We start from the raw sequence: 23,889 nt of genomic DNA on the forward strand, positions 1-23,889 counted from the left end.
CCCACACCCCACGCCCCCCGCCAACTCCGCCCGCCCCCAAGTGTAAATCAAGTGCTGCGCCGATCTCTCGAAAGTCAGACAAGAAAGCATAGAGAGGAACTAAAATCAGAGATGCTGGCGTTTAGGTATTTTATTGTCATTCGGCATAACCACTTCCAGTATGTAAGTCCCTTTCCTGTACTCCTTTTTCCAACACCCTGCTTTTTTGTTTGTACATAAAAAAGCTGCAACTGGAGCTATTATGAGAAAACATCTCTTGCTGGCAACCCTGGCATCCGGATTGCTGTTTTTCAATCCCACTGACCAAGCCCTTGCGGAAGTTGGCGTACACGTCAACGCAGGAGGCCCCGGCTTTGTGGTTGGTTATAATCCAGACTTTTTTTATGTACCGAATCTTGGTTACTCCATTTCGTATGGCGGGCCGTACGACATTATCAACTACGGCGGGTTCTACTACCTGTACTACAACGGCTACTGGTACCGTTCAAGCCATTATCGTCATGGGCGTTGGGTGATCGTTGACCGTCATCGGCTTCCCTACAGAATCAGACGGCACCAGTGGAATGACATAAGAAGGTACCGGGATGTTCATTACCGGCGAGTGCATCCGAATCGCTTCAGAGATCGTCGTGACGACCGCTTTGATCGTCGCATGGATCGCCGGGATGACCGCTTTGATCGTCGCATGGATCGCCGAGACGACCGCCGTGATCACCGTATGGATCGTCGTGATGACCGCCGTGATGATCGCCGAGACCAGAGGGGTGATCGTCGAGACGACCGTCGTGATCGTCGGGATGACCGCAGGGGCGATCATGGTGAAAGAGGACCTCGTTGATAGTTGAAATAATCAATGACGAACGGCCACGCTGGGAGTGTTTCCGATAACCGGTTTTTCGTTGTTCTCATTCGTTGATTGATTTTTCAGGCGGGCAGGTGTTTTTGATTTCGTAGATGCTCTCTCGCAAACGGATCAAAAATAGCAGGGGACAGAAAGAGAAAATCCCACAGGACTACCGGTCTTGTGGGATTTTCTCTTTCTGATTCGGCAGCGCAACGCAGCCGCTTGCTTCTTCAGTGCCTCAGAGGTAAATCTCCGGCGTGAGTTTGCGGGTGAAGCGGTTCATGAGGAAGTTGACGAACCAGACCCAGTTGAGTGGCTTGCCCTGCATTCGCTTCATGATGGCGCTGCCTTTATAGACTTCGCGCTGGAGCTTGATGAAGTTTTCGAGCAGCTTTTCGCCTCCGAGCTTTTTCGGCTCGAACATGAAGTGGTAGGTGTCGTACTTGTCCCAGTCGAGGTGGCGCACCCGATCTTTCATCTCCTCGAAATAGGGGGTACCGGGGAAGGGCGTTACCAGCGAAAAGACCGGGAACTCGATGCGGTTCTCCATGATGAAGTCGTAGGTGGCCTGGAAGCTTTTTTCGTTGTCGTCGTCGAAGCCGAACATGAAGTAACCCTGGATGGCGATTTTGTGCTTGTGCAGGTTGCTGACGACGTTCGCGTAATTTTGCAGACGGTTCGAGCCTTTGTTCATGCTCTTGAGAATGTCGGGGTTGAGCGACTCGAAGCCGATGCTCATGAGGTCGCAGCCCGAACGTCCGGCGATTTCGGCCACCTCCGGCTTGTGCAGGAAGTTCATCGAGATGTTGGCGTTCCAGCGTACGCCAAGCGTGGCCATGCCTTCGAGCAGGTCGGTGAAGTATTGCGGGCGAAAGCTGATGTTGTCGTCCATGAACGAGAAGCGCACGAGCTTCTTGCCGAGCCGATCCTGATGGGCGCGCATCTCGTTGAGCACCAGATCCATTTCGCGGTAGCGGAAGCTCTTGCCATAGACCGTCGGCGTGGTGCAGAAGCTGCATCCGACCGGGCACCCTTTGGTGGCCAGAATCGGAATGAGCTGGCTGTATTTTTTGGCGTGCGGCGAGTTGAGGGCGAAGCTGAAGTCGGGCGGCGTCATGGCGGTCATCGGCTTCAGCTCGCTGGCTTTGTACGCGCTCTTCATTTTGCCCCGGAAAATATCGGCGGCCAGCGCTTCCCAGATCGATTCGATTTCTCCGTAAATGACGCTGGTGCAGTGTGACGAAGCCTCTTCTTGCAGCATGGTCGGGTGTACGCCGCCGAGCAGCACGATCTTGCCCTGCGCCTTGGCGCGGTCGGCGATGCTGTAGGCGTTTTTGGCGTTGAGCGTGCGCGAGGTGATGGCTACCACGTCGTAGCCCGAAAAATCCTGTGGAATCGTGTCGCCGGTGCGCTCGTCGAGGAAAGTGACATCGAAGTACTTGCTGGCCAGCGTGGCGACCATGATGAGGTTCAGCGGCATGCTTACCGTGCCGGAATCGACCATCATGCTGGTCTGGCTCCTGGGCTGGACCAGCAGCCATTTCTTTCTGCTTTTCTGTTCGGCGGCGAGTTTTTCGAGAGTTGGAGCTGCGCCGTTGGTGAGGGAAGCGGATTCGGCGGTCTGAAGATCGTCTGCCAGCATGCCTGTCGAGGATAAATGGAAATGACTACAAAATGAAATCACAAGGTATGAAAAATTCCCTGAAAACCCCGTTAAGCCTTGAAAATCAGCGGGTCGATCAGGATGTAAAAATCAGGGCGTCGCAAGCGTTGCAGTCTGGTTCGCGGATAGATGGTTATCTCGTGGATTGCCGCGTCGCTGCGCTCCTCGCAATGACAGGTGGGAGGCAAGGTTACAAGAGGTGGGGCTGAAGCCCGGATTTTTTGTGATGAACTCTTACCCCGGTTTGAAAGCCGGGGCAACATGAATGTAAAAAGGGATGAATGTCCGCAGGGTTGAACCCCCGCTGAATATGGAAAGCCGGGGCTGTGTGAGCGTTTTCGCGCCCTTGAAATCGACATCTTACCCTCGCTTTTCGAGCACGGCGGCGGTGAAGCGGCTGACGCAGACCAGGCGGCCCTGGTCGTCGCGAATCCTGATGTCCCAGACCTGCGAGGCGCGTCCGAGGTGCAGCGGCGTGGCGGTGGCGTGCACGGCGACGCCTTCGCCCGCCGGCACGGCGCGGAGGTGGTTGGCGTTGATCTCCTGGCCGACGATGAACTGTTTGTCGCGATCCACGCAGTACGAGGCCGCGATGCTGCCGACAGTCTCCGCGAGCGCGAGCGACGCGCCGCCGTGCAAAATACCGATGCGCTGGATGGTGCGGTGATCGACGGGCATTCGTGCCGTCATGAAGTCAGCGCCGACCGCCGTCATTTCGATGCCGAGGTGGCGGGCCATCTGACCTTCGACGATCTGCGTTTCATTGATCTCTTCGGGCGTGACCGGAACGGTGAAAATCGAATCCTGTGCCATGGAAAGCAATGGTTGGGCTGGAGAGGAGAGGCGAATCGGAGATTTTCCGGGCTTGCCGGAGAGCGGGTGACGAGATTCGAACTCGCGACATTTTGCTTGGGAAGCAAACACTCTACCAACTGAGTTACACCCGCTTGTTCGAAGCATCCCGCTTGCCGGTTGGTCAAGCGGGTGCTGTTCTGGTGGTGAGAGAGGGAGTTGAACCCTCGACCTCAGGGTTATGAATCCTGTGCTCTAACCAACTGAGCTACCTCACCATAATGGCCACTAATATACGGCGTTGCCATTCTAAAAGCAAGTGGCCGCAGTAATTAATTTTTCGATTTTCTCGCTTTCAGTCCGGCCAGGATTGCCTCGCCGATGAAGACATCTTCGGGCGTGGTGATCTTGATGTTGTGGTAGCCGGTTTCATAGATGCGGATTGCTTGCTGCGGGAAATAGCGCTCCACGAGGGCGGCGTCGTCGGTGGCGTACCACTCTTCCTCGGCGGCGAGCCGGTGGGCTTCGATGAGCTTTTCGGGCGCGAATCCCTGCGGCGTCTGCACCTGGAGCAGGCGGCTGCGGTCGAGCGTTTCGCCGAAAATCTCCGGATTGCAGCCGACATACTTGATGGTGTCCTTCGGCTTCGTGGCGGGCACACATGCGCCGTGTATCGCCGAGAGCCTAGCGATTTCGTCGATCTCTTCCGGCTGGATGAAGGGGCGCGCGCCGTCGTGCACAAGGATCGCGTCGGGCATGACGCCCGTTTGCTCGATCTGTTCTTCGACCAGCTTCATGCAGTTGCCGATCGAGTCCTGCCGCTCTTTGCCGCCCTGGATGACGGCCTTGATTTTCGTGAATCCGTTCGCTTTGGCGATCTCATCGAAGACCGGGATGCTGTCGGGCAGGGTGGCGATATAGACCGACTCGACGGTCGAGGCCTCCTGGAAGGCTTTCATGGCGTGCCAGATGACCGGCTGGCCTCCGATTTCAAGCATCTGCTTGCTGAGGCCCCCATCGAGCTTCATGCGTTTGCCGACGCCGCTGGCGGCGATGATGACGACGGTTTTCATGGACTTCAGACGATAAGCATGGCGTCCCCGTAAGCCAGGAACCGGTAATTGTTTTTGAGCCCTGTTTTGTAGGCCTCCATGAGCAGGCGGTGATCGGCGAAGGCGCTGACCACCATCATCAAGGTCGTTTCGGGCTGCTGGAAGTTGGTGATGAGGGCGTCGGTGACTTTGAAGTTGTAGGGCGGGTAGATGAACTTGTCGGTCCACCCCTGACCGAACTTGATCTTGCCTTCGACCGTGGCGTTGGCTTCGAGCGCGCGGCAGGTGGTGGTGCCGACGACGAACACCCGGCCCGACTTGTTCATCTTGGTCTCGTTGACCTCCATGGCCGTCTGGTAGGGAATGTTGAAGTACTCGGAGTCCATTTTGTGCTTCGAGACATCCTCGACCTCGATGGCGTTGAAGGTGCTCAGGCTCGGGTGCAGGGTGACGGGCAGAATCTTGACGCCGATCTTCTGGAGCTGTTGCAACAGCGGCATCGTGAAGTGCAGTCCGGCCATCGGGGCGACCACCGCGCCGGTCTGGTTGGCATAGACGGTCTGGTAGTCGGTGCGGTCGGCCTCCTTCGGCTTGCGGGTGAAGTAGGGCGGCAGCGGCACGTGGCCGATCTTCTCCACCATTTTGAACACATCGATATCCGGATTGAGGAAGCGGATCGTGCGGCCTCTCGACGTGGTGTTGTCCACCACCTCGGCCACGACGTCATCCTCGAAGTAAATCTTGTTGCCGACACGCACCTTGCGGGCCGGATCGACCAGCACGTCCCAGAGGCCGGCCTCCTTGTTCAGCTCCCGGAGCAGGAATACCTCGATCTTGGCGTCGGTTTTCTCCTTCTGCCCGAAAATCTTGGCCGGAAAGACCCGGCTGTTGTTGACCACCAGGAGGTCGCCTTTCTTGAAGTAGGAGACGATGTCGGTGAAGACCTTGTGCTCTATCTCTTTTTTTCGACGGCTCAGCACCATCAGCTTGCAGGCGTCGCGGGGCGATTCGGGGTGATCGGCGATTCGGGTTTTGGGAAGAGTGTATCGGAAGTTCGAGAGCCGCATGGGTCGTTATGGGTCAAAGGTGAAGTGCCCGCAAGTATAAACTTGATTATATAGCGTTTCAGGTTGAAATAACAAAACCGGGAGGGAAATGACTCCCTCCCGGCGCTTTTTGTTCAACCGAGCGGAACGGTCAGCTCCTCGCCTTTTTTCAGGGTCACGGAGCGGCCCGCGATGATTGCAGGAAGTTCGGCGGTTTCCGATTCAAAGAGCGTGACCGATGCGCTTTCGGGCGTGAGCGCGATCCGGTACCAACTGCCCTTGAAACTGAGGTTTGTCTCGATTTTCTTCCAGTGGGTCGGGAAGTTGGGCATGATGTTCAGCATTTCGCTCTGGAACGAAATGCCCGAGAAGTAGCGGGTGACGGTGTCGATGGTGCCGGCCATCACGCCGCAGTGGATGCCCTCCGGCGTGGTGCCGCCCTGCGTGTCGTGAATGTCGCTTTTGAGCGCTTCGACAAACCAGTTCCAGGCGGTTTCGTGACCGTCGTGCAGATAGCTCGAAATGATCGAGTGCACCACCTTGCTCAACGTCGAGCCGTGGCTGGTGCGCGGTTCGTAGAAGGCGTAGTTTTCACGCACGAACCGGAGCGGATCGGGCACGTGGTAGCCGAGCTTTTCGAGAATGGCCTGCACCTCCGCCGGGGCGAGCGTGTAGAAGGTCATCAGGACGTCGGCCTGCTTGGCCACCTTGTAGTGGTCGGGCGAGTCGTTCTCGGCCTTCAGAATCCGGTCCATCCGGTGGATGTTGCCGTATTTGAGTTTGTAGTGCTCCCAGTCGAGTTCCTTGAGGCTCATGTAGCCGTCGAACTGTTCAAGAATGCCGTTCTGGTCGATGAGCACGTTCATCTTGCCCGACATGTCGCGCCACTGCATGAACTCGTCGTGGCCTATACCGATCTTTTCCATCAGGCCATCCATCACCGCAGGGTCGAGCTTCTGGCTGATTTCAAGCGCTTTTTCGAGCAGCCAGGCGGTCATGATGTTGGTGTAGGAGTTGTCTTTCACTCCGTGCTTGCCCGAACCCGGAAGCTCCTCGTGGAACTCGTCCGGCCCCATGACGCCCTCGATGTGGTAGCGTCCGTTCTCCGGCGAGAAGGTGGCGATGCTTGCCCAGAAGCGGGCGATCTCGAACATCATCTCCGCGCCGCAGTTGTTCAGGAACTCCGTGTCGCCGGTGTCATGCACGTAGCGCCAGGCGTTGTAGAAGACCGCGATCGAGACGTGGCGCTGGCGGCAGCTCAGGTCGGGATCCCAGGCGCCGCTTTTCGGATTGTAGTGGATGGTCGGCGTCTCCTCGCGCCCGTCATCGGCGGTCTGCCAGGGGTACATCGCGCCGTGGTAGCCGTTGTCGCGCGCGTACTCGCGAGCCGCGTCGAGATGGTGGTAGCGGTACATCAGGAGCGCCTTGGCCATCTCCGGCAGGTGCTGGATGTAGAACGGCATGATGTAAATTTCGTCCCAGAAGTAGTGGCCGCGGTACCCTTCGCCGCTCAGGCCGCGAGCGGCGATGCTGGCGTCGATGGTGGCGTTGTGCGGCGAAATGGTCGAGACGAGGTGATAGATGTGCAGGCGGAGCACCAACTGGGTGAAGCGGTCGCCGCTGATCTTCATGTCGGATTTCTGCCAGATGGCTTCCCAGGCGGCGATATGGCGTTCGAGCAACTCGTCGAAGCTGCCCGCCGAGGCGACACTCTCGCGCCCGGCAGCGACCGGATCGAGATGACCGGCGTCGCGGGAGGTGTGGATCGAGACCACCTTGTCCACCGAGCAGCTCCTCTCAGCCGATACCTGGAGGCGGAAGTGCTCGCTGATCCGGCGCGGGCTGCTGGTGACAGCGCCCTCGCTCGTCGGGTTGCCGTGGTAGCCGCAGCGGAGCGTCGTTCTGGCGTGAGTGACAATATCGGTTTTCGAGTGGCTCGTGCGCACGTGGAGGAAGACGCCCTCATTTTCTCCCGCGCGGCCATGATCGACATGTTCGAGGTGGTCGTTCGACAGGCTGTTGTAACGCTGGACGCCGAGGTTTTTGACCCGTCCGTCGATGGTCGAGCGGATTTCGAGTTCAGCCGAGTAGTTGACCGGCTGGATGGTGTAGCGGATCGCGGCGATGTGCGGGTTGTCCATGCTGCAAAAGCGCTTGCTTTTGATCCGGGTGATGTCGCCGAGGGTGTCCTGTATCACCATTTCCCGCTCCATCACACCGTGGCGCATGTCGAGATTCTGGCGGTAACTGAGAATTTTCTGCTCCAGCGGATCGATGAACTCGCCGTTGCCGATGCGGAACTCGATGGGCAGCCAGTTGGGCGCGTTGACCATGTCGTTGTTCCAGACGGTCTGGCCATGCACCTCCGACGGCAACTTGTTGAACACGCCCGCCAGGTAGGTGCCGGGGTAGTGGTGCGTCGAGGTCATGCCGCTCTCGAACGCGCCGCGTACGCCCATGTAGCCATTGCCCGTGGTGGTCAGCGACTCGCGGAGCCGCTCGTTCCTTGGCGACCAGGAGTCGTAGCGGAGGTTCCAGCCCTCGTGTTCGAGTCCCTGGTCGAACCACTGTTCGATCTCCCCGATGGTGATTTCGCCGAGGTCCCGCACCACGATGTCGGCGCCCTCTTCCTTGAGTTTGATGCCCTCGATTTCACGCGCGATGCCGAGCACCAGCCCGAAATTGCCCTTCGCCCCGGCCTGGACGCCGGAGATGGCATCTTCCACCACGACGCAGTCGTGAGGTTCGAGGCCGAGGTTGGCCGCCGCGGTGGTGAAAATATCGGGATTGGGTTTGCCCTTCAGCTTCAGCTCGATGGAGACTTCGCCATCAACCCGGGTTTCGAAAAGCTCTTCCAGCCCGGCGAGCCTGAGAATGAGCTGGCAGTTACGGCTCGACGAGGCGATGCCGATCCGGATGCCGCGCGCCTTGAGCGCCTTGATGAACTCCACCGAACTCTGGAAAACCTCCGGGCCCTCCTTGATGAGGATTTCGGTGAAGAGGCTGTTTTTGCGATTGCCGAGTCCGCAGACAGTCTCCTTTTCGGCAATGTCGTCGAGTTCGCCGTACGGAATTTCAATATCCCTCGAAGCGAGGAAGCTTTTGACGCCCTCCATACGGGGCTTGCCGTCCACATACTTCAGGTAATCCTGATGCGGATCGAAAGGGACATACGGTTCATTGTTGACCTCGGCGTAGTTCTGCAAAAAGGAGTTGAACATCGCCTCCCAGGCAAGGCTGTGAACTTTTGCCGTGCCGGTGATGACTCCGTCGAGATCGAAAATGACGCCTTTGAAATTCATACTCATTCCATGAAAACAGTTAGAGGATTATCGGTGAAAGTATCGTTCAGAGCGAGAGCAAGCCAAGAATCGTGAGGAGAATGTCGGGGTAGGGCACCATATAGCTCTTCGGGCAAAGCTCCCGAACGCGCCGCATCAGCTTTTCATCCCTGGTCACAAAGATAGCCCAGACATCGTCGTACATCTCCATCGCTTTTTTCAGCATCGGAAGATCGGACGAAGTGTCGCCGCAGACCAGCACTGGTTCGCCGGCATGGTCAATATCGAGCTTGTGACAGATGAACTCAAGGCCGTCGCCCTTGTCGAAATCACGAATCAGGCCCGTTTCGGGATCGACATCGATGGTCAGGATGATCTCGACATCGAGGCCGGTGTCCTCGATCCGGAAGTTTTTGCCCTCCGGATCAATGTCGCGCACGAGGCCCTTGACCTTTTCAAGGAAGGCCGACGACTCGGCCTCGTTGACCGAGCGGGTGATATCCTGCCGGGCGATGGTGGTTTGGCCGAACTTGATCTGCAAGGCCGAGCCGATGAAGTTGAACTTCTCGAACGACGGATCGAGCAGGAGCAACTGCATCCGTTCGTTGAGGAGCCGTATCAGCTCCTGCTTGCCGGGTTCGATGGGGAAGCTGTGGAAATCGCCGTCGATGTCGATGAACTCGCGCCCCTTCGATCCGGCATAGACAAAGATGTGCTCCGGGTTGATCGAAACATTCAGAATGCCGAAATCCTTGAGTGGAGCCGAGGTGATAATCATCGGATAGCGGCAGCAGTTCTTCGAGAAGCGCGACAAAAAGACCGAGTTGTAGATCGGCTGGATCGAAGAACGGTAGCGGCCGCAGTAGTTGTTGGTGGTGCCGTCGCGGTCGGTGATAAAGGCGCTGAAGGTTTTGCCGCGCAGCATTTCGACCCCTTCGGTGACGTAATCGGTGAAGCCGGGAATGAACTTCGCCAGATACTCGATGAAGCGGTCTTCGCCGTATTCGAGGTAGTAAATGTCCTTTTGCAACTCGCGGATTTCGTAGGTCAGATCAACCTCGATCTGCTTCATGCCGTCGAGTCGCAAAAGGCGCTGGCCGGTATAGTCGTCGATGTAGATAGTTTCGAGGGAGTAGAGCGCGTTCTTCAGCGATTCGAGGCATCCCTTGCCAACGACCCGCTGCTTCATGATGTTTTTGACGATCGGCTCTCTCAGATCCCGTGTTTCGGCCTTGAGGCGGTACAGCTCCTTGAGGGTTCTGATATCCTGCAAGGTAATGGGAAAGTTGCAGGTGCGGAGACTTCGTTCATTGACGATGGTGGTATGCATGAGAAGCCGGCTGAAGAAAGAATGGTGCTGAGGAGCGACGCGGAAAACGCATAGCGCATTCGAAGTGTAGCGTTCCCTCCGCCGAACATTCGAATTATTATGTGGCGCCGTTTAAGGGCGCTCTGAACTTGAAACGTAAATTTACAAAAAAAAGTAACAGCAATCTACTAAAATAAACATGATGTATCAATCAGCAATGAAACAGCATAATTATGTTTCTGGTTCCGGAGTGCTGTTTTTAGTGGGCTTTTGCACAAAGCGCGTCGAGGCTTTCTGTGATTTTACGGTTGATTTCCGCCGGACTGAGGAGGGCGTCGATCATGACGATGCGCTCCGGGTTTTCGCCGCCGATCTTGTGGTATCCGTCGCGCACTCGCCGGTAGAAGTCGAGTCCCGAATTTTCCATCCGGTCGAGTTCCTCGGACTCGAAGGCCAGCGGCAGCGATTTTTCGGAGAATTTCCTCATGAGCGCGTCTTCGGGCATGAGGTCGAGATAGAAGGTGATATCCGGCACCAGGCCGCACGAGGCGATCCGGTTGATTTCGGCAAGCATTCCGAGGTCAAGGCCGCGCCCGTAGCCCTGATAGGCGGTCGTTGAGTCGTAAAAGCGGTCGAGTATTACGTCGCTGCCGTGTTCGAGCGCAGGCTGGATGACTTGCTGCACCAGCTCTGCGCGGCTTGCCGAAAAAAGCAGCAGCTCCCCTGCGGGGGTGATGTCGTTGCGGCTTTCGAGCAGCAGCTCCCGTATCTGTTCGGCCACCGGGGTGCCGCCTGGCTCGCGCAGGGCCAGCACTTCGCGGCCCCGCTCCTGGAGATGGCGTTTGAGTTTCATGACCTGGGTCGATTTTCCGGCCCCGTCGATTCCTTCAAATGTAATGAGCATAACTACTTACACCAATGCTGGTTCCTGAAAAATGAACTCCGTGATGGCTGAGGAAAAGCGTTTCGGATATTCTGGCAAGCAAGGGAACGGAGGGGTCGTCATCGTCGAGCGTTGACGAAATTCCGTGAAGCAGCAGCATCACGAGAGCATTGCCTCCAGTGTCGATAGAACGGTGGCGGTCGCCGTTGAGGGCGGTATATCTGCTTTGGATTGGCATGGGCGGACGGCGCTTGTTTGACGTGACAATGGTGAGGCTTGCCTGGCAGCAGGGAAAAATAATCAATGAACGGCAAAAAAGAGCACCCGCGCAGTAGTGTACGGTATATTTTAGGGCACCTCTAAAAACTCATTGTCCCGAAAGCTTTCGGGATTGGGTGGTGATCGAAATCCTCACGTACTTCGTGTACGCTCCGGCTTCTCTTCTCCATCAGCCGTGCACTCAGGCAGCTCATCACACTTTTTCGAGGCGCCCTTTATTACAAACGGATTGACGCCTCGCTTTGTTTATTAAAAAAATATGTATGTTCCCGCCACAAAGAAGAACACCACACTGAACCGATGCCATTCAACAGAACAATAACTCGTACCCTCAGGGGCGAAAGGAAACCGGTCATGAACAGAACAGGAGCCGTTGTGGCTGCTGCCGTAGTGGTGTGTTGCAGCCTGAACGGTTGCGCCGGACAGCCTGACCAGAAGACCCATTCGCGCCCCTCCGACCTGACCAGCGCGGTTGTCTCGTCTTCCGAAAACAGCCACTCTTCTTCGTTCAGAGAGATGCCGCCATGGATCGATCTCTATCGTGAAAAAAGCCTGGTGAATGTCGCCACCGTCGATCACGTCGTCATTGTTACCTTCGAAACGCAGGGAGGCCGTGATGAGGTCTATAACCACTATTTCGACAAGTTCAGCGACGAGGAGAACTTCTCGTCTTTCCGGGCCAACCGCGACATCATCAGCTTTGTCAGGGAGGGCTTCGGCATCAAAATCACCCTGCTCGACTCGACCAAAAATCGCTGGTCACTCGAATATCATCGCCAGATGATCTGACACCCGCAGGCGGGCCAGACGTCGCCTCCTTTTTTCCTTTCCGGCTTTTCATCGCCGCTTTTTCATCCCGAAAAAAATCCAGGACAAACGCATGGATCGATCTGCCTGCGTCGTCCTATGGGGTGAAAAAGGATCCCGCTCGATGAATTCAAGGTGCCTCGAATTGAAACGCAAACGAAAGAAAAAGATGAAAAAGAATTTACTTGTGACGGCCCTCATTGCAGGGCTTTTGGGAAGCGCCGGTACAGCTTTTGCTGCCAACAACACTCAGTCCGCGCCATGTGCGCAGCCAGGTGCGGCGAGGCCGGTCGATGGCTCCGCGGCTTATGACCGCCCCGGTTATGGAAGAGGCCCGGATGCGAGGTTCGCGCGGCAGGATATGCGGCAGGATATGCGGCAGAACATGAGGCAGAAAATCAGGCAGTCGCTTGACCTGAGCGACAGCCAGGAGGCGAAGATGATCGAGTTGCGGCGCGACTTTTACCAGGAGAGTCGGCCAGTCAGGCAGTCGCTGCGGAGCCTGAAGCGCGAGGTCGCGCTCGAATCGGTCAAACAGTCGCCCGACAAGCGCAGGATCGCCAGACTTACCCAGAGCATCGGCAGGGAGCATGTGCGTCTGGCGCAGCTCGAAAGCCGCCACTTGCGTAAACTGGCGACCGTGCTCAATGCGCGGCAGATCGACAAGTTGCTTCAGATGAAGGCGCAGTTCGGCGATCATTTCCGCGGAAATCCCCGGATGAAGGGATAAAAATTGACAGGCAACAAAACCTGAAAGATGCGCAGTCGGGATCAGCTCCTTTCCGGCTGCGCTTTTTTTTGCCCGGCTTCAGTGCGCCTGCCCGGTTGGCCTGATAATTATTTCACTCACGTCCACATGCGGTGGCTGGCCAAGGGCGTACATCACCCCGCGAGCCACATCCTCCGGAAGCAGTTCGGGCGCCGCGGGCTTCTGCAACCCATCCCAGAACGGCGTATCGACAATGCCTGGTTCGATGAGCGTTACCCGCACGCCACAGCTTGCCACCTCGTTGCGGATCGCCTGCGCCATGCCGGTGATGGCCCATTTGGTCGCGGCGTAGAGGTTGCGGATCGACGTCACGCGGCCCAGCACCGAACCGGTGACGAGAAAATGGCCTCTGGTCTTGACCAGCTCCGGCAGCGTGAGTCGCGCTGTGGCCGCCGCGCCGAAGAGGTTGGTCATCACCATGTCGCGCCACTCGTCGGGCTTGTGCTCTCCATCGATGAACGACGACCCTTTCGAGAATGCCGCATTGGCGAACACCGCGTCGAGCCTGCCGAAGCGTTCGATAGCTTGCCGAACCATCGTCTCCTGCTGGCCCCAGTCCGAGACGTCGCACGGCACGGCCATCGCTCGTTCAGCGCCAAGCTCGGCTTCGAGCGCCGCCAGCTTCTGTTCCGACCGTGCCGCCGCCACGACCTTCCAGCCAGCCGCCACGGCCAGAATCGCCGTCGCCCGCCCGATGCCGGTCGATGCGCCCGTGATGAGAAGAACCCTTCCGTTATCCGATGTCGTCATGATTGCGCGATTGATGGTTTCACGAAGTGTGCGTGGGGGCAATATACGATGAGTGCGAAATTTGCTGTCAGGGCAAAATCGCGGCGACAAACCCGCTCACGTTATCAGCTCCGGCAGGCGGGTATTCCATTCGGCGAAGAGCGCATTTGATGGCCGGGCTCGTGGCTCGCCAGTTCTGAAAATTTCGCTGGCCGTCGCTGAAGGGTCGCGGCTATTGGCGAAAGCGTTTTTTGCGTGAGGACGTTCATTCGATTTCTGTCACGATTCCGGAGAGGATGATTCGTTGTCGATGCTGTCAAATTCCCGGTTTTTCCATTAGATTGCGGGCATCGTTTCTTTAACCCGTAAAATCAGTTGTTCCCTATGGCTATGATGGATCCGGCAAGCTGGCTGTTTGTGCTTGTTGTCAGCATCGTCTGCTCGATTGCGTGCGCGATTGTTTCGATGAAGAAGGGGTATCGCGGCGCTCCTGTGTTTGCGTGGTTCGCGGCGGGATTCGTTTTCAGCGTGTTTGCCCTGATTGCCATCATCCTCGCCCCGCATCACCACGAAGCGTGAGTAGCGCGGGGCGAGTCTCGTCACCTTTGTAAGGTTATTCCTGCTTGCTACACGGGCAGGCAGGACATTGTTATGGCAACCGTTCTCATGCTTCAAGCAGTTGGCGCACAAGAAGCATGAAATCGTTCAACGAGAAAGGCTTTTGAGTGAAGTGAGATTTTGGCGGCAACTGAAAACTTTTATTGAAAAAAGTATTGCTATAGCCGGATATAAATATGGTTTGCAATTCGGGATATTGTTTTCTCAATTCATCTGAAAGCTGTTTTCCATTTATTCCAGGCATAATAATATCTGTTATCAGCAGGTCAATAATTCCGGAATGGTGTTTAATCATTCCGAGAGCCTGGATGGGGCTTGAGGCAGTCAGAAGCAAGTAGTCATGCGTGGAGAGTAACTCCTGAATCATCACTCTGACATTGTCATCGTCTTCGACCAGCAAAATGGTTTTTCGGCTATTTCGATTGGGCATTGCTTCCCGATTCTGTATTGAACGCGATAGGCAGGTCTGTTTCATGAAGAGGTAATATGATGCTTACTGATGTCCCTTTATTGATCGTGCTTTTTACCGTGATATTTCCATAATGCTGTTTTACGATGCCATAAATGGCAGAGAGGCCAAGTCCTGAAGCCATTCCGAAATCTTTCGTTGTAAAAAACGGCTCGAATATTTTCGGCATAATCGAAGGATCGATTCCTTTGCCGGTATCGATAATGGTTAGCTGCGCGTATTCACCTTCCGGCATCTTGAACTGAGTCGCCAGCGTTGTATCAAGCGTTACGGTTTGAACATCTATGGTCAAAACGCCCTCTTCATACATCGCATCCTGCGCGTTGAAAGCAAGACTGAAGACAATCTGCCTGAGCTTTTCAAAGTCCATTTTCACGCAGGGGCAAGAGCCGTCATGCTGTCGCTTGATAACGATATTTTCAGGTATCACAGTGCGCAGGAAGTGTTCTATATCGACTATTGCCTGATGCAGATCAAGGTTTTCAAGTTGCAGGTACTGTGAGCCGGCGTAATCGAGTAACTGGTCAATGAGGGCGCTGGCATTGTGTGCGGATTTATAAATCTGCTGGCAGTATTCGAGTGATTCATCGTTGTCCTGACACATCTCGCCCAGAAGTTGCGCATATCCCGAAACCGGCATCAACCTGTTGTTCAGTTCATGGGCAATCCCACAAACAATACGATTGATCGATTCAAGCTTTTGGGCTTCGTAGAGTTTATTTTCGAGTTCTTTCCGGTAATCCTCCTCTTCAAGCCTTTTGGTGATGTCACGAGCGATACCGACAATACCAGAAACTTTGCCGGCATTGTTTTTGATAAAGGTTGTCATGACTTCTGTCATGAATGTAGAACCATCTTTTCTGACCTGTTCGAACTCATTTATTCCAAAACGGGCAGATAAATCACCAGCCTCGATTCTCTTGATGCGCTGCTCTACCAGAACTTGTGCTTTTGCAGCAGAGCTCGGCGTAAGAGCGTCATACAGGCTTTGTTGCTCGATTTCATCCGGAGTAAAACCTCTCAGGGAAATCACTGAAGGAGAAACATAGGTGTATCGGTTTTGACTAAAATCATAGGCCCATAAAATATCGCCAGCGTTGTTCAGGATTATCTCAAGTAGAGATGGTGTATCGAGGTATTCTTGGGGCTCGACTTGCTCTGTCATGATTTTTGTATAAAAAAATATTCAATGATGCCTCTTTAAGATTGGGGTCAAAGAGTTGTCAAGCAAGATTATCTTCAAGCTTGATGAGTCGATCTTTCAAGGCGGTTAAATGTTCAAGGGAGAACTATTCTTTAAACGGCTCCAACATCGGAGTGATGTGTATTTCTTATAAGTTTTCAAACAATTATTGTGCGCTTTGATTGCTGCTTTGCTCGCGAAAGATCGCAATTGAAATCCTCGCGCACCGGCGGCTCGCTTCGGATATTGCGTTCTTTCCGCCTTGTATTCGGGTTGCTTATAACGCTGTTTAACGAGGTTTTATGGCTATTTTTCAGAGATAGTTTTAATGATTTAAGCCACTTTGCCAGTATAGCGATAGCTGTGCCTACTCCGAGCAGTATGATGCTTGACGGCTCTGAAAGATCGACGCTCTGGCCGCCATTGATGGCCGGTTGATCGTGCGGCGCTACGAGGCTTTTTTTTGGCTTGATGCTGGCCGGAGGGCTTACGCGAATACTGTTCGTGGCGTGAGGGGAATGACTGCCTGCGTCGGAGCGCGAAACGCTGTTTAGCGCATAAACATCATTCTCGTCTATTGAAGACTCAGCAAAGGTTACTATTTCCCGGCTATCTCTATTGATAGCTTCGTTGCTGGCATTCGCCGTAAAAGCCTGAGTGGCGCAGGTCAGCTCAATAACTATAAAAAGAAAGATGAACTTTTTCAAAATGCACTGTTTTTTCTTGTGATAAATACTATCGGTAGAGAAAAAAAATCTCAGGCGGTCGATATACGACCATGTTATTCTTTGCCAATGAGCAAAATGTTGGTCTCTTGCATCATGTCTGATTAATCAGAACTGAGTATGGCAATTTTAAGATTTGTCAGGGTATCACTTTCAAATCCCGTATCAACGGGACAGAATTTTTGCATACAAAGCAAGTGCTGATAAAATGCTCTCCGACCGTTTTTGGTCACTTGAAAATAGCTTAGAGGTCTTCGGTGCTCAAAACATTTGAGACACTCTATATATTCCGATGCCTCCAGCTTTCTGAGATGAATACTGAGATTTCCATCCGTAGTCTTGATTTGGCTTCGAATATCTACAAACGACGCTTTAGGTACGCTCAATAAGTAGGCTATTGATGCGAATCTGATTCTTGAATTGAAAAGTGCGTCAATCTGTCGATGGTTGTAATCATTTTTTTTACATACGGCTTCTGTGTACATCTTGATACTCCTTTTACATCAGAACAGTAATTATACATAGTGGGGATGTTGCGATTTTTTCCCATAAAACTGACCGATCTATCCACGATGCCAGTCAAAACTTTTTGTTTGTTATAGTTTGTCTTTGATTATCAATTCGATACAGCAAGCCTTGCTTTATTGTTGGTTTTGATTGACGTTGATTCCTCTGGTTGCTGTTCGTACATGCTTATGTTTCCCGTAACATGAGCACCGGCATTGACGTTCAGGATGTTTATGACGAGATCGCCTTCGACGTTTCCCGTTGAAGAGACAAGGCACTCTCCTGAAATTTCAGCATTTCCCTTGAAGCTTCCACCAACGATCAATGCACATGCCTTGACGTTTCCTTCAATGAACCCGCCATCTTCAAGCATGATATTGCCATTAGCAATGATGTCTCCAATGATCTTGCCCTCGACTTTGAGATCGCCTTCAATCATGAGTGTGCCTTCGAGTACTGCGCTTTTTGCAATAAGGTTCATTGTGTTCGTTGGTGCGTTGATGTGATTGTTGGTCGAGCTTTTTTCCTGAAAACTATGTATGCCAGGCTTGTTTTTTACAGGATCAGGAGCGGGCGTCTGGATGCTGTTCTCCTGACTGGGCGGGAGTGAATCCGGGGAAGCGTGTGCATCTTTTTTTATTATGGAAAACAGATTGTTTCTCATCGTACTCAATGTCTATGGTTGTATTTGAAGAAATAGCATTTTGAGTGAGTTATTCATGGTCACGGGTGGGTGAACTATGAATAACACGAACACCCGGCCTGAGTACTCTGAGCGTCAATCATCGTTGAATGAATTTCGCCTTCACTATGACTTTCTCTCCATACTTTTTTCTCGTCGCCCGCGTTTTTGGCGCGCTTGATGCCTTGATGGCGCGGATTAAAAAAACTTGAATCCCCAGAATTTTTTGCTGTCGGGCTTAAATTTATCCCTATTACTTTCTATGTACGTCGCGAGACCTCTTCCCGTCTTTGCGCATTTTATCATGCGATTGATATTGCGCTTTCCAGTGTCGCTATACCGGTACGTTCTGGTTTCGCCTTCAAACCATTCGACGCGAATCCAGTCAACCCCAAAATCGTAAGAAACAATCGGTGATAACAGGTTCATGTTTTTATACGGTATCATAATACTTTTCGTTTTGTTGTGACGGCAAAGCGGCGATATTATGCGACGGTCTCCTTTTCAATAAAAGAGCCTGAATTTTCTGTGGTTATCGATAAGTGTTTTTATTATAGTATTTTAAATCGAATGCTGCTCAGGTTGAAGGATTGCTGGATGCCTTGCCCTTTTCATTGCCGTCATGTTGAGAAGCTGTTTTTTTCTCGTTCACTCTTGTCAAAGATTGCGAAAAAAAATAAGAAATGCAAGAAGTATAACTTTTTTGATTAAAGTTGGTTATAAATATTATAAAAATACTGGAAAACCTCGTATGTATAGTTTTTTCAAGGGGTTGGTCTGTATGGAATCTTATAATCCTGAGATGCCGGGCGCTTCATGGCAAGGTCTGTGCAGGTCCCGGATGTGGCTGGGTATATGCGGTAACGTCCCTGATTGCCGGTGTGGCTTGATTACGATAGTCTTGAAAAGCCTGAAAAGCGAGCAGGTTTATCGAGTTGCATTGCTGAAAAGCTCGTGGCGCGGATCAATCAATGGCAACATCGCGACTATTGAACGCTTGTTGAGAGAGCCGTTTGCCGAACTGGTGCTCAACAGCCGGGGGCGAAATCCTCAGTAACCGTCTCAACGGAAAATGCTTTGCAACAAAGGCGCGAGGGACGTTTCGTTCCCAGATAATCAGGTGCCTTACAACTGTCAGCTCTGGCTTTTTCGCTCCGTCTGCTTTTTCAGCTCAGCCGGGGATCACCACACTTTTCTGGCGCATTCTGCATAGTGATTGTCGCTATGGCGAAAAAGTGACGATATCTGGTACAAAAAATCCTGTAATCCTGATATTGGTGATATTCCAGCCTTTTCGGCCCTCTGTCTGGTTATGGTATTTTGTGAAAAAATGTAACTTTAGTTACAACGAGGGTGATTCTCCGGTTGCCTGCGGTGTGGTTTCTTGTAAAAAGGTTTCCGCATAAGCAAAAAAAGACGCATCCACAGGTTTTCTATCAGGCGCTTTATCCGCTCATTTCCGATGCCGACGACCACGAACAACAACCAGCAGACGGCAGAAAACGACCAGCCAACCGTTTTTTCTGTACTTGAGTCACTGCCTGACCCTGCCGTCATTATAAAGCCGGATGGCCAGATTCTGGTCGGTAACTCACGGTTTGCCTCCAATTTCGGAAAAGCAGTGGACGTGTGCACCGGTCACCGTTTGTACGACCTTCTTGCCGAAGATGCCCGTTTTTCACTGCTTGCCGGAGTGCTTGAAAACGAGTGCGCCGCCGTACTCAAGTCAGGCAGCGGTACGGTGTTTGAGGACGCCGCCCGCACATGCACGGTGTTGCTGAATCCGGTGCGCTCTTCCTCCGGAACGATTGCAAGCCTGTTTGTCCAGCTTCAGGACAGTTCCCGCCAAAGCAAGACAATCGATGTTGGCCTGAGTGTTGATGAAGAAAGACTTTCCCAGGCATTACCCGGAACCGGTATCGGAATCTGGGCGTGGGAGCTGAAAACCGGCAACCTCAACTGGTTCGGCGATCTCTGCCCGATATTCGGCCTTGAAAAAAATCACCTGAGCCACTCCCTCGACCAGTTCAAAGTCTTGCTCTTGCCGGATGATCGTGAAGAATTTTCCCGTGCGATTGCAGCGTCGCTCAGCACCGGAGGCGCTCTCAACATAGAATTCCGGCTCGGCCAGCCTGGCGGCTCGATCCGCTGGATTGCGATGAGCGGCAAGCCGGTGTACGGCGCGAGTGGCGACTCGCCGGAGCGTTACGTGGGTTCTGTCATAGATTTTACCGGGCGAAAACGGCTTGAGGATGAGCTGGCCAGAAGCAAGGCCATGATTGAGCAGGTGATGCGGATTTCTCGCGCCGGTTTCTGGGAAAAGGATTTACAGCGTGGCGAGCTGTTCTGGTCCGAAAGCATGTGGACGCTTTTCGGACTCGACAAGCACAAAGAGCAACTGACCTACGATCTCTGGAAGCGAGTACTCCATCCCGACGATCTCGAAAAAACCATTCAGAGCTCGGCGCACTCGATCAGCTCCGGAACAGACATGAACATAGAGTACCGGATTTGCCATGCGGACGGATCGGTTCTGTGGTTCATGTCGAGGGGAATGGCGATTTGCAACGAGGAGGGCGGCTTTGAACGCTATATCGGCACGGTCATTGACATTACCGAGCAGAAACTTCTGGAGCAAGAGCTTGTCGAGAGCAAAATCCGTTACGATTATGCGCTGGACGCGGCTCACGCCGGTATCTGGGAGTGGAATGCCTGCAAGGACGAGTTGAGTTGGTCCGAACAGGTCTGGAAGCTCTACGGACTGAGTCCCGGCAGTCGGACGCTCAATCATCACCTTTGCATCGATACGATCCATGCCGAAGACCGGCAGATGGTATCGCAGCTCGTCAGGGAGGGGAGCGAAAAGCACGAAGCCGTTGTCGCGGAGTATCGCACCGTCCATCCCGACGGCTCCGTTCACTGGCTTACCTCGCGCGGAATGCCGGTTTTCGATGCCAAAGGCGCGCTTGTCCGCTATATCGGCGCTATCATCGAGAGTACCGAACGCAAGCAGGTCGAGCTGGATCTTGTCGAAAACCGCAACCGTCTCGGTTTTGCTCTCGAAGCGGCGCGGGCCGGGGTTTGGGAGTGGAATCTGCAAACCGACGAAAACATCTGGTCCGACGAGATGTGGCTCTTGCACGGGCTGCCGAGGAACGAAGGCCATCAGGCTTCTTTCGGCCTTTGGGCGGACGCCATTCATCCCGATGACCGGGATATGGCTGTCTGGGTTGTCAGCACCGCCGCCCGCCAGCAGCGCGAGCTGAATGTCGAATACCGCACGATTCACGAGGATGGCTCCATTCACTGGCTCATGTCGCGTGGTAAGCCACGGCAGGATGAGCGCGGCAAAACGATGGGTTACATTGGAACGGTTATCGATATGACCGAACAAAAGACGGCCGAAATCCAGTTGCGAGAAAGCAAGTTCAGGTTCAATTTCGCCCTCGAAGCCACCGGGGCGGGCATCTGGGAGTGGGATGTCAAAATCGACAGGCTTTTTTGGTCAGATCAGATTTGGGCGCTTTACGGTCTTGAGCCGCAGGGCAACATTTCGTCGCACAAACTCTGCGGAACCAACGTGCATCCCGAAGATCGCGAGCTGACGCTCCAGACCATGAACTCGGCTTCACGACGGATGGTTGATTTCACGGTCGAGTACCGCGTTTGCCATCCGGACGGCTCCGTTCACTGGCTGATGTGCCGGGGCGTTCCGTTGCAATCGTCCGACCGGCAGCCCGGCAGCTATCTCGGCATGATTATGGATATTACCGATCGCAAGCGCTCGGAAGAGGAGAGGCGCAAAAGCCAGAAGCAACTCAATCTGGTGATTGAAAAAGGCAACATTGGCATCTGGACGATTGACCTCAAGGATTTCAGCGCACAGCGGACCGTGCAATACGCCCGGATTTTCGGCTATGACTCCATTGAAAAAGAGTGGTCGCTGGAGGCGTTTCTTGAGCATGTCGTGCCGGAAGAGCGCGATACAGTCAGGGAAACCGTCAAGAAGTGTTGCAAAACCCACAAGGATCACACCTTTGAGTGCAAAATACGTACTGCCGACAACCGGTTGCGATGGATCTGGGTTTTCGGCGCTTTCAGCTATGACAGGGCGGAGAAAATCTACTACCTGTCGGGAATCGTGCAGGATATTACTGACAGGAAGCAGGCCGAACTTCTGCTCAAGGAGAGCGAGCAGAAATTCAGGAATATCTTTGAATTTTCACCGGTCGCCATTGGCATTGGAGACTTTAAGGACGGAGAGTTGTTCGATGTCAATGCCTCATGGCTCAGGCTGTTTGGCTTTTCAAAGAAAGAGGCGGTTGGTCAAAACTATGGCGATTTGGGATTGTATCTCGATCCCGAAGAGTACGAAAGCATCATGTATCAGCTCCGGAAGCAGGGCAGGGTTTCAAACCGGCAGCTCCAGTTGAAAACCAGAGCGGGCAAAATCGTTACCATTTTGTTTTCCGCCGAATCGATTACCATTGCCGGGCAGCGCAATGTGCTGTTCATGTTGACCGATATTACCGTCCAGGAGCTTCAGCAGGCGAGCATCAACCAGCTTGAGCAGGCCGTGGCGGAGAGAACGGAGCAGTTGCAGGAGGAGGTGGAGCGCCTGAACCGCTTTCTCAGCATGATTTCTCATGAATACCGCACGCCGCTGGCGATCATTCGCGGCAACCTCGATCTGATCGAACTCAAAAGCAGAAGCGGGGATTACTCCAACCAGCGGGAGATGCACAAGATCAAGCAGGCCATCGAGCGGCTGGTCGGGGTCATGGAGGTTTCGATTCAGGAGAGCCGACTCCAGGAGTCGTCGGAAGAGTTCAATGTAACCAACTTCCAGATCGAACCGGTGATTCTGTCGCAGATCGAGGCGTTCCGTTCCATGTGGCCGGAACGAACCATTCACTACTCAGGTGACCTCGATGGATCGGAAATCATCGGAGCGCAAGGGCAGTTCGGCATGGCCATTTTCAATTTGCTCGATAACGCCCGGAAGTACTCTCCGCCTGATTCGCCAATCGCGCTGGAGTCCCGCGCGGAAAATGGCGAGGCGATCATCACTATCCGGAATGAGGGCAAAAGCATTTCCAGCGCCGAATGCGACGAGCTGTTCGAGAAGTACCGGCGGGGCAGCAACGCGGCCAACACCGGCGGAGCGGGCATTGGCCTGTGGCTTGTCAAAGACATCATCGAGCATCATCATGGCGCGGTGAGCCTCTTCGGCATCGAATCAGGAGTCGAAGCGGTCGTCACCTTGCCGCTTGTCGGGAAGAATGTTTGAGTTAATTGCTTCAGCGACAATAAATCGCAAATGCCACCGTAGGAAGAGATTGGGCTAAAGCCCTGATTTGTTTTGTGTTATATATAAACCCCGGACTAAAGTCCGGGGCAATTGTTAAGAGTTATAATCGCCGAACTCATAATTATCCGGCAAAATTATTCATAACCGATTTTCCATGGCTGATTATCATATCATTGTCGTCGAGGATGATCGCGATTTCCGCGAAAGCATGGTAGAGTATCTGGCGCTTGCCGGAATGGAAGTTATCGGCGTTGCATCCGCGCTGGAGTTTTACAACAGCATCAGCAGGCAGCAGTATCAGATTGCGGTGCTCGATATTGGCTTGCCCGACCAGAACGGTCTGGTGCTTGCCGAATTCGTCCGCAAGAATACCGACATGCGCATCATCATGCTCACCGCCCAGGCTTCGCTCGACAGCAAGATCACGGCCTATCGCTCCGGAGCCGATCTTTATCTGGTCAAGCCGATCGATTTCGCCGAACTCGCGGCTTCGATTCAGAGCCTTCTCGGACGGATCGGCATCGATACGGAGCCGGACGAAAAAGAGCCGCAGGCGGCCAAAGGATCAGCCGCTCAAAAAACGGATGAACCGCGCTGGTCGTTGCTGCGCAAGGAGGGGTGCCTGATCGCGCCACACGGCAGCCGGGTTTCGCTGACCTCGAAGGAGTTCGATTTCCTGGAGAAGCTGGCCTTGACGCCCAATGGGGTTGTGGAGCGGCAGGCGCTTCTGCAGGCGCTCGCCTATGACAATGACGAACTCGGCAACAAGGCGCTCGACGCGCTGGTTCACCGGTTGCGGCGCAAAAAAGATGATCTCGAACTTCCCATTCCGCTGAAAACCTCGCACGGCGTTGGGTACATCTTTGCCGGGCGTGTCGATATTGTCTGAATTTTTGTTTTCGCGTGACCCCTGTTTGGCGCGGTGTGCAGCAGTCGCGGA

The 23,889-nt window shown here is 53.8% G+C and carries 21 protein-coding genes, 2 tRNA genes and 1 pseudogene; 7 read left to right on the forward strand and 17 right to left on the reverse strand.

Annotated elements, in window-relative coordinates; translation table 11 throughout:
- Positions 1–241: 241 nt before the first annotated feature.
- Positions 242–484 (forward strand): annotated as a pseudogene (locus EST62_RS13780) (hypothetical protein); the annotation flags it as partial.
- On the opposite strand, the gene EST62_RS13470 reads toward EST62_RS13780, so the two are convergent.
- The 11 genes from EST62_RS13470 to EST62_RS13645 form a co-directional block, all read right to left on the reverse strand.
- Positions 485–817 carry a hypothetical protein gene (locus EST62_RS13470; protein ID WP_167599234.1) on the reverse strand — a complete coding sequence of 111 codons (333 nt, stop codon included), beginning with the start codon at positions 815–817 and terminating at the stop codon, positions 485–487.
- 265 nt (positions 818–1,082) lie between these two features.
- Positions 1,083–2,486, reverse strand: coding sequence for a B12-binding domain-containing radical SAM protein (locus tag EST62_RS07395; RefSeq protein WP_129051467.1), 1,404 nt, complete (start codon positions 2,484–2,486; stop codon positions 1,083–1,085).
- A 381-nt stretch (positions 2,487–2,867) separates the two neighbouring features.
- Complete coding sequence (locus EST62_RS07400; protein ID WP_129051468.1) at positions 2,868–3,320, reverse strand: hotdog fold thioesterase; 453 nt, start codon at positions 3,318–3,320, stop codon at positions 2,868–2,870.
- 61 nt (positions 3,321–3,381) lie between these two features.
- Positions 3,382–3,454, reverse strand: a tRNA-Gly gene (locus tag EST62_RS07405).
- A gap of 46 nt (positions 3,455–3,500) precedes the next feature.
- A tRNA-Met gene (locus tag EST62_RS07410) sits at positions 3,501–3,577 on the reverse strand.
- Between the two features lie 54 nt (positions 3,578–3,631).
- Entirely contained in the window at positions 3,632–4,372 is a 741-nt protein-coding gene (locus tag EST62_RS07415; protein WP_129051469.1) for a 2-C-methyl-D-erythritol 4-phosphate cytidylyltransferase, read from the reverse strand.
- A gap of 5 nt (positions 4,373–4,377) precedes the next feature.
- Entirely contained in the window at positions 4,378–5,418 is a 1,041-nt protein-coding gene (gene queA / locus EST62_RS07420; protein ID WP_129051470.1) for a tRNA preQ1(34) S-adenosylmethionine ribosyltransferase-isomerase QueA, read from the reverse strand.
- A gap of 113 nt (positions 5,419–5,531) precedes the next feature.
- A complete protein-coding gene (locus EST62_RS07425; protein ID WP_129051471.1) occupies positions 5,532–8,705 on the reverse strand; it encodes a beta-phosphoglucomutase family hydrolase in 3,174 nt (1,057 codons plus the stop codon).
- Between the two features lie 40 nt (positions 8,706–8,745).
- Positions 8,746–10,008: a trehalose 6-phosphate synthase gene (locus EST62_RS07430; protein WP_129051472.1), complete on the reverse strand. Its 1,263-nt coding sequence runs from the start codon at positions 10,006–10,008 to the stop codon at positions 8,746–8,748.
- A gap of 238 nt (positions 10,009–10,246) precedes the next feature.
- Positions 10,247–10,891 carry a dTMP kinase gene (tmk, locus tag EST62_RS07435; RefSeq protein ID WP_129051473.1) on the reverse strand — a complete coding sequence of 215 codons (645 nt, stop codon included), beginning with the start codon at positions 10,889–10,891 and terminating at the stop codon, positions 10,247–10,249.
- The gene (locus EST62_RS13645) at positions 10,875–11,108 is read right to left on the reverse strand and encodes a hypothetical protein (protein ID WP_209019419.1); all 234 of its coding nucleotides are present in this window, start codon (positions 11,106–11,108) and stop codon (positions 10,875–10,877) included. Before EST62_RS13645 ends, tmk begins: the two co-directional genes overlap by 17 nt.
- 395 nt (positions 11,109–11,503) lie before the next feature.
- On the opposite strand from EST62_RS13645, the gene EST62_RS07445 reads away from it, so the two are divergent.
- Complete coding sequence (locus tag EST62_RS07445; RefSeq protein ID WP_167599235.1) at positions 11,504–11,938, forward strand: hypothetical protein; 435 nt, start codon at positions 11,504–11,506, stop codon at positions 11,936–11,938.
- A gap of 187 nt (positions 11,939–12,125) precedes the next feature.
- Positions 12,126–12,686: a Spy/CpxP family protein refolding chaperone gene (locus EST62_RS07450; RefSeq protein ID WP_129051474.1), complete on the forward strand. Its 561-nt coding sequence runs from the start codon at positions 12,126–12,128 to the stop codon at positions 12,684–12,686.
- Between the two features lie 78 nt (positions 12,687–12,764).
- On the opposite strand, the gene EST62_RS07455 is transcribed toward EST62_RS07450, so the two are convergent.
- Positions 12,765–13,475, reverse strand: a complete 711-nt coding sequence (locus EST62_RS07455; protein ID WP_129051475.1) for an SDR family oxidoreductase — start codon at positions 13,473–13,475, stop codon at positions 12,765–12,767.
- A 363-nt stretch (positions 13,476–13,838) separates the two neighbouring features.
- On the opposite strand from EST62_RS07455, the gene EST62_RS07460 reads away from it, so the two are divergent.
- Positions 13,839–14,033, forward strand: coding sequence for a hypothetical protein (locus EST62_RS07460; RefSeq protein ID WP_167599236.1), 195 nt, complete (start codon positions 13,839–13,841; stop codon positions 14,031–14,033).
- Between the two features lie 85 nt (positions 14,034–14,118).
- On the opposite strand, the gene EST62_RS07465 is transcribed toward EST62_RS07460, so the two are convergent.
- The 5 genes from EST62_RS07465 to EST62_RS07485 all read right to left on the reverse strand — a co-directional run bounded on the left by EST62_RS07465 (position 14,119) and on the right by EST62_RS07485 (position 17,620).
- Complete coding sequence (locus tag EST62_RS07465; RefSeq protein ID WP_167599237.1) at positions 14,119–14,472, reverse strand: response regulator; 354 nt, start codon at positions 14,470–14,472, stop codon at positions 14,119–14,121.
- A gap of 13 nt (positions 14,473–14,485) precedes the next feature.
- Positions 14,486–15,706: a nitrogen regulation protein NR(II) gene (locus EST62_RS07470; RefSeq protein ID WP_129051477.1), complete on the reverse strand. Its 1,221-nt coding sequence runs from the start codon at positions 15,704–15,706 to the stop codon at positions 14,486–14,488.
- A 176-nt stretch (positions 15,707–15,882) separates the two neighbouring features.
- A complete protein-coding gene (locus EST62_RS07475) occupies positions 15,883–16,431 on the reverse strand; it encodes a hypothetical protein (RefSeq protein WP_129051478.1) in 549 nt (182 codons plus the stop codon).
- Positions 16,432–16,553: 122 nt separating this feature from the next.
- Positions 16,554–16,934 carry a transcriptional regulator gene (locus EST62_RS07480; protein ID WP_129051479.1) on the reverse strand — a complete coding sequence of 127 codons (381 nt, stop codon included), beginning with the start codon at positions 16,932–16,934 and terminating at the stop codon, positions 16,554–16,556.
- A gap of 131 nt (positions 16,935–17,065) precedes the next feature.
- Positions 17,066–17,620, reverse strand: coding sequence for a polymer-forming cytoskeletal protein (locus tag EST62_RS07485; RefSeq protein ID WP_129051480.1), 555 nt, complete (start codon positions 17,618–17,620; stop codon positions 17,066–17,068).
- 919 nt (positions 17,621–18,539) lie between these two features.
- Here EST62_RS07485 and EST62_RS13475 point away from each other — a divergent pair.
- From EST62_RS13475 to EST62_RS07495, 3 genes are all read left to right on the forward strand, one after another.
- Positions 18,540–18,695 carry a hypothetical protein gene (locus EST62_RS13475; RefSeq protein WP_167599238.1) on the forward strand — a complete coding sequence of 52 codons (156 nt, stop codon included), beginning with the start codon at positions 18,540–18,542 and terminating at the stop codon, positions 18,693–18,695.
- A gap of 405 nt (positions 18,696–19,100) precedes the next feature.
- Positions 19,101–22,928, forward strand: coding sequence for a PAS domain-containing protein (locus EST62_RS07490; RefSeq protein ID WP_129051481.1), 3,828 nt, complete (start codon positions 19,101–19,103; stop codon positions 22,926–22,928).
- Positions 22,929–23,103: 175 nt separating this feature from the next.
- A complete protein-coding gene (locus EST62_RS07495) occupies positions 23,104–23,838 on the forward strand; it encodes a response regulator transcription factor (protein ID WP_129051482.1) in 735 nt (244 codons plus the stop codon).
- Positions 23,839–23,889: the final 51 nt, after the last annotated feature.

It is taken from the genome of Chlorobaculum sp. 24CR, assembly GCF_004118635.1.
Classification (GTDB): Bacteria; Bacteroidota; Chlorobiia; order Chlorobiales; family Chlorobiaceae; genus Chlorobaculum.